This is a genomic window from Pseudomonas sp. TH10 (assembly GCF_016651255.1).
GTDB lineage: Bacteria > Pseudomonadota > Gammaproteobacteria > Pseudomonadales > Pseudomonadaceae > Aquipseudomonas.
In genome coordinates this window covers 23,282-29,566 of record NZ_JAEKEG010000084.1, presented here as the reverse complement: position 1 = coordinate 29,566, position 6,285 = coordinate 23,282, and the positions used below count along the sequence as shown (strand labels likewise).

The 6,285-nt window shown below is 54.9% G+C and carries 5 protein-coding genes and 3 pseudogenes; 5 read left to right on the top strand and 3 right to left on the bottom strand.

The window, feature by feature from the left end; all coding sequences use genetic code 11:
• The 3 genes and pseudogenes from JFT80_RS13440 to JFT80_RS13430 form a co-directional block, all read left to right on the top strand.
• On the top strand, positions 1–809 hold an 809-nt coding region (locus tag JFT80_RS13440), incomplete at its 5' end, for a phosphate ABC transporter ATP-binding protein (protein ID WP_374091352.1).
• A gap of 107 nt (positions 810–916) precedes the next feature.
• A pseudogene (locus JFT80_RS13435) lies at positions 917–1,614 on the top strand (hypothetical protein).
• Complete coding sequence (locus JFT80_RS13430) at positions 1,614–2,252, top strand: hypothetical protein (RefSeq protein WP_201148185.1); 639 nt, start codon at positions 1,614–1,616, stop codon at positions 2,250–2,252. The pseudogene JFT80_RS13435 and the gene JFT80_RS13430 overlap by 1 nt, the downstream one beginning before the upstream one ends.
• Positions 2,253–2,455: 203 nt before the next feature.
• Here the strand turns inward: JFT80_RS13430 and JFT80_RS24310 are convergent.
• A pseudogene (locus tag JFT80_RS24310) lies at positions 2,456–2,641 on the bottom strand (hypothetical protein); the annotation flags it as partial.
• Positions 2,642–2,908: 267 nt separating this feature from the next.
• On the opposite strand from JFT80_RS24310, the gene JFT80_RS13425 reads away from it, so the two are divergent.
• Positions 2,909–3,352 (top strand): DNA methylase, encoded by a 444-nt coding sequence (locus JFT80_RS13425; protein ID WP_201148184.1) that lies wholly within the window; start codon positions 2,909–2,911, stop codon positions 3,350–3,352.
• Between the two features lie 85 nt (positions 3,353–3,437).
• Here JFT80_RS13425 and JFT80_RS13420 read toward each other — a convergent pair whose 3' ends face one another.
• Positions 3,438–3,968 (bottom strand): cupin, encoded by a 531-nt coding sequence (locus JFT80_RS13420; protein WP_201148183.1) that lies wholly within the window; start codon positions 3,966–3,968, stop codon positions 3,438–3,440.
• Positions 3,969–4,087: 119 nt separating this feature from the next.
• Positions 4,088–4,531, bottom strand: a complete 444-nt coding sequence (locus JFT80_RS13415) for a thiol-disulfide oxidoreductase DCC family protein (protein WP_201148186.1) — start codon at positions 4,529–4,531, stop codon at positions 4,088–4,090.
• A gap of 485 nt (positions 4,532–5,016) precedes the next feature.
• Between JFT80_RS13415 and JFT80_RS13410 the strand changes: the two are divergent.
• A pseudogene (locus JFT80_RS13410) lies at positions 5,017–6,281 on the top strand (APC family permease).
• Positions 6,282–6,285 lie beyond the last annotated feature (4 nt).

The following is a 6,285-nucleotide window of genomic DNA, read 5'->3' as shown; positions in this document are numbered from 1 at the left end:
CAACTGCGCAAATAGCCGCTCCGTTTGTTACCCAGACACCGGTGGTCATGGACTGCAAGCTCGACAAGATTTTCTACGGCAATTTCATGGCGGTGCGTGACAGCCATGTGCCAATTGAAAAAACAAGATCACCGGCTTCATCGGTCCTTCCGGCTGCGGTAAAAGCACCGTGCTGCGTAGCCCTCAACCGGATGAACGACCTGGTGAAAGGGTTCCGCTTCGAGGGCCATGTGCATTTTCTCGGGCAGGACGTTTATGGCAAGGGCGTTGATCCAGTCGTCGTGCGCCGCTATATCGGCATGGTGTTTCAGCAGCCGAATCCGTTCTCCATGAGCATCTTCGACAATGTTGCCTTCGGCCTGCGCCTGAATCGCTATAAAGGTGACCTGGGCGACCGTGTCAAGCATGCGCTGCAGGGCGCCGCGTTGTGGGATGAGGTCAAGGACAAGCTCAAGGTCAGCGGCCTGTCACTCTCTGGCGGTCAGCAGCAACGGCTGTGCATCGCCCGCGCCATTGCCACCGAGCCGGAAGTGCTGTTGCTGGATGAGCCCTGTTCAGCGCTTGATCCGATCGCCACTCGCCGTGTTGAAGAGTTGATGGTCGAGTTGAAGAAGGATTACACCATCGCCCTGGTGACCCACAACATGCAGCAGGCCATACGCGTGGCTGATACGACTGCCTTTTTCTCGGTGGATATTTCCCAGGGAACGCGCACCGGCTATCTGGTTGAAATGGGCCCGACCACCCAGATTTTCGGCAGTCCGCGCGAACAAATGACTGAGGATTACATCAGCGGCAAATTCAGCTAGGCAGCACACATCCGCTCAAGGCCGCAAGCCTCTCCAGCGCAGAGAGAGCGCCTTTGGCTGGGATCGGGTCGTTTTACTTTCTTATCTACCGTTTCGCAGGATCGCCAATGTCTGCAATGCGTCGTCTTGATTTACCCGCGATTGAACGCGCACTACGTAAGGTGCAGGGCCGTTTTTCCGAGCTCAGCCGGCACTTTACCGAGCAGCGTGATCCCTTGACCGACGAGGTGTTGCAGAATGTGCTCGAAGGCTATGCGCTGATCGATGACTATGTCGCACGCGGCGTGGACCTGTTCGACCTGCAGCAACTGAACCTGATGCTGGAGATCAATGCCACCGTTTTGTGCGGCCGAAACCCGGCGCGCCGGCATGAATACGCTCAGCACCTTGCCGCGACCGAGGAACACTTCTTCAACAACGTTGAGGGGGGATAAAGGATTTGTACAACTGGTATTGCGCCTATCGCAGTGAGTCCGTGTGGAAGCGCGCGGCCGGTGTGTATGTCCGAATCCTCAGCAAGCCGCAATTGTTCATTGAAGGTAACAACCGCAGCGGGTCGCTTATCGTCAGCTATTTGCTCATGCGTGCAGGTTTGCCGCCGTTCGTGCTGACACTGGAAAACGCCGAGGGCTACTTCAACCCGTCATCGGTCATACGCAACTCTGCCAAGCATGGAGTCAAGGCGTTGTACGAATTGCCCAAGATCAAGAAAAAGTATGCAGCCTTCCTGGAAGAACAGGCGCCTGATCCAATGAAATTTTTTCTTGAAGACAAGCCCATGCCTCTCTACCAGGAGGGTCATTGATGAGCTGGAATCCACTGCTCGCTACTGAATTCCGAGCTTCCGGCAGCCGGGTATGGCAAGTCATCCGGCGTGCCATCCCGTGGCAGTTGTTCAGGCGTCAGCGCATACGAATTTCGTTCGATATCGATGACACCCTGGCCTGCCAACTTCACCATTGCGCGGTCGAGGCCAGCCGGCTACCTGCCTGCGTTCATCGTTGGCTGGGTGAACCGTTGCGTATCGGAACACGCTCCCTGACCCGGGAATTACGTCGCCAGGGCTGCAGTATATGGGTCTACACCTCGTCCGGTCGTACTCCGTCCTACATCAGGCGTTGGCTATTGCTGTACGGCATCCGCGTCGACGGCGTGGTCAACAGTGTGCTGCATAATCGCGCTCTGACAGCGCATGGCCTATCGAACGCCCCTTCGAAATTTCCGCCGGCATTCGATATCGACTTGCATGTCGATGATTCCGAGGGCGTGCGTATCGAAGGGCATGATCACGGTTTTCGCGTTGTTGTCGTGCATCCGCAGGATGAGAGCTGGGCGCAGAAAGTCCTGGATGCTGTCGCTGTAGTCCAAGCGCAGCTCGCTAGGCAGCAACCGCTCAGGCATAAGGAACCAGCGCAACAACCCTCGCAAGCTTATTCCTCCTGACGTCATCTCTGGGCATGAAGAGGGCCGGCTGGCCACCTTTTAAAGACAGGGTCATTGAGCCTTTTCGGCTCGCACCTTGCAGCTGCGCGTGACGGCTTACCTGCCATGATCGTGCGCGTTGTTGCTGAGTGCGCACACCAAAGCAAGCGATACTGCTGGCTACCGTCAGTCCTGACTCTGCTCCTTTTCCAAGCCCTTCGAATTTTTCCTGAGCCCCGAAGGTTCATGAGGAAAAGACAAATTTGCAAGAGGATTAATGCATACGCCCCTGCATAGACTCCCCAAACGACCCACAGCACGTTGCTCAAACTGAAGCATACAAAGCCGGTCATTCGTCGTCCTGGTCGCTGAGATCCAATTAACCAGGCAGCGAGAACGGTTACAGCCATCGCTGGCCATTGAACCCAATCCAGATAAGCCAAATTTCCTCCCGACACGTTTCGATGCGCTGAATCGCTAAGCACTGCGTCATTTAATCGGGGCTTTGATGGTTAGTTACGGCTTCCGATTTCCCCAGTACGTGCACTCCTGTCGCTTATTTCATTAGGTGCCACGTGGTGCTAAGGGTTCCTTCATCCAAGCTGCTCCTGTGGATTGTTCACGGTTATGCGGGGTCTACATTCCGGACCGAGACGGTGGCTTGAAGGAATTAATCAGTGAGCAAAAACATCAGCGCGCATGATTTGAGAATCGAACTTCTGGGCGGGAACGAAGCCGGGCTATTCAAATGGCTGCTCGCCAGTTTCCTGATGGGTAAAAGAATTCAAGGGGCAATCGCCGCCAAGGCTTACCAGGTCATCATCGAGCAACATCAGCTGGATACGCCGCAAAAGCTGGCGCACTGCACTCACCGTCAACTGGTCGTGATGTTAGGTCAGGCTCATTACGTGCGCTACGACGAAACCACAGCATCCCGGTTGCTCGCGTTGGCCACCAAACTCAACGATGAGTACGAGGGCAAGGTGAGCAACATAGCCAAAGCGAGCGCTGATTTTCAGGCTTTCGAAAAACGCTTGTCTGAATTTGAAGGTATTGGGCCGAAGACTATCGAGATTTTTATGAGGGAAGCATCAGCGGTGCTGTTTCGATCACCTTCCTGATCCCTACGCCGGTCATCCATATCATTGACGGCTTAAGCGTCCTCAGCAGAAAGCTTCGGGCTGTTCGTGACGGGTTTGCAGACTGTTAACGCTGTACAGCCCAATAACGCTGTACAGCTCCTTGCGAGCCCTGTACCGGATCCTGGTCGGGAAACGGCAGCGTTTCGATGCTCGCCAGCTGTGCCCTCGTGGGTGACTCGCGACAGATATCCGCATGCTGCCCCTGCGGATAAGCACCTACGACCAGGAAGTCTTCGCTTGATTCCAAATTGCAGTGGCCGGTACCAGCGGGCAGTAGCAATACGTCTCCTGAACTGACCTCCAATACATGGCCATCGGGGCCGCCCAGCATCAGCCGGGCCTTGCCGCAGGCGATGCCAAGCACTTCATGAGCTTCGGCATGGTAGTGGTGATAACTGTAAATGCCGTAGCGCCACTGTGGCGGCCAGCCATTGGCGCTGAAGACTTTCTCGAACACTGCTGCCGGGTCGCTGTCCTGCACGGGCATGGCTTGGGGGTAAACGAGTACCGGCAAACGAGGGTTGTTGGGAACCCATCCGTTGCGTTCAAACATGAATTTTTCTACGACAGCTGTCATGGCTTGCGGCTTGCTCATTGGAAGATCCTCGAGTTCAACTACCAACACTCCTTGGCAGGGTCGAAAGGTTTGATACGCGTCCCTTGGACCTTCCGACGTTCGATCTGCCTAAGACGATGGTGGTGATGCGTTTGCACTCATTCATGCTTCAGAAATCGCCCGAGATGATCGGGAGAAGGCGATTGGCAGGAATCATATTTGCCAAATAGCCGGTAACGGTTGAGGGCGATCCTGTTGTACATCCAGTCGCGGAACGGGCCAGGGATGATTCGGGCGACTCTCAGCCAGCGCCATGGTGCAGGTAAGCGATCAAAAATTCTGAACATCGCATCAGAGCGGACGTGGAATTGGTGATCAGCGATTAATACGATTGTGTTGAACTCATGCCGTGGTAGGCCGGCCCACTCGAGCAAGGCCTGACCCTCAGGAGATTGCACGGTCGCAAGCTTGATCCGATGTGCCCGGTCATGTCGGATGATGAATTTCGCCCACCCATTGCAGAGTTTGCAGGTGCCATCGAATAGAGCGACTGCTTCGCCTGATGGCACTAGCCGTCCACTTCCTGAGGGATGGGAAACCATGCCGCCGGCACCCCCGACCAATGCTGTCTGGGTCATACGTTTCTCCTGGATGTAGAGCTGGGAGCCCGCATAAGCAACAGAGGTTCAAACTAAACCGGATCCCGCATGGGCCTCTCTCGTGTGCCAATGTGTGCCAGGCAGATCATTCGCGCCGAATAATCGCTTGGCCATCCACCATCTTCGAGTCTTGGCTGACGTGATTTTGGTGTGCGTACAAGAAGAGGTCGATCCAGGGCCCTTTTTGTAATCGATTTTAGTCAGCATGAGGGTGGTTCCGAAGCTTTATTCAGTTTGTAGGGGCGGCGTCTTCTACCCGGCTCTTTGCCAAGATATGTGAACTTTAGTCATGCGCAAATTTCCATTGTCTGCGAGTGAAGCCATCTAGCCATCAGCCCGATAATCGGCTGCCGCAACCTCAAGCCAGGACGTTGAATGTGAAGACCTTGACCTCCAAGACCTCCCTGCGCCGCGCCGTTACCGGCCCGATGCTTTTTCTGTTTATTCTCGGTGATGTTCTCGGCGCGGGCGTTTATGCTCTTGCCGGGACAATTGCGGGGAGGTGGGTGGCGCAATATGGGTGCCCCTGCTCATAGCACTGTTTTTCGCGATGCTTACTGCCGGTTCCTATGCAGAGTTGGTGACAAAATATCCCCACGCGGGCGCCGCTTCGGTTTTCGCTGAGAAAGCGTTCCGGTCACCGCTCATTTCTTTTCTCGTTGGCTTTTTGCATGCTATCTGCAGCTGTCACGAGCGCAGCGGGCTTATCGCTTGCATTTGCTGGAGATTACCTCGCGGCGTTCATCAGCGTATCGCCTCACATTGCGGCGTTACTTTTCCTTCTGGTAATCGCGCTGCTCAATGCAAGGGGAATTAAAGAGTCCTTGGGAGCCAATCTGGTAATGACAGTGATTGAGCTATCGGGTCTTATTTTGGTCGTTGTGGCCGCTGCTTGGTATTTCCGAACAGGCGAAGCGGATTTGGGTCGCAGCCTGGAGTTCAAGCCAGGAATTAGCCCAGTGTTAGCTGTTTTGGGTGCGGCATTGCTCGCCTTCTATTCCTTTGTCGGATTCGAAACGTCCGCCAATCTCGCAGAAGAAATTCGCGACGTTCGAAAAGTTTACCCTCGCGCATTGTTTGCCGCATTGCTAACCGCCGGCGTCGTATACATGGCCGTCGGAATCGCTGCATCTTCCGTACTGCCCATGGAAAAACTGGTTGCAACCTCAGCTCCTCTTCTGGAAGTGGTTCGGGCGTCAGGTCTACATATTTCGCCTCGCGTCTTCGCCTTCATTGCATTGATCGCGGTAGCCAATGGTGCGCTCCTAACCATGATCATGGCCAGCCGTCTTGCTTACGGCATGGCCTGTCTTGGGCTCTTGCCCGGGGCGCTGAGTAGAGTGCTGCCTCAGAGGCGCACCCTTGGATAGCGATCATCGCTACCACCCTTGTAGCAATCGCACTGACGCTGACAGGAACTTTAGCCACGTTGGCTGAAACCGTCGTGCTGCTCCTACTGTTCGTGTTTCTCAGCACTAATTTGTCCGTGTTAATCCTACGCCGTGATGTGGTTGCGGAAGATCACTTTAGTGTGCCGACGTGGATTCCTGTACTCGCTATCGTTTCGTGCTTGGTATTGCTCAGTCAGCAAAGTTTGGAAACCTGGATGCGTGGAGGGGCCTTGATCGCGATTGGCATTCTGCTTTTCGCCTGTACAAAAGTCGCGTTACCCGCGTCAGCAGAGCCAGGCTAGTGTT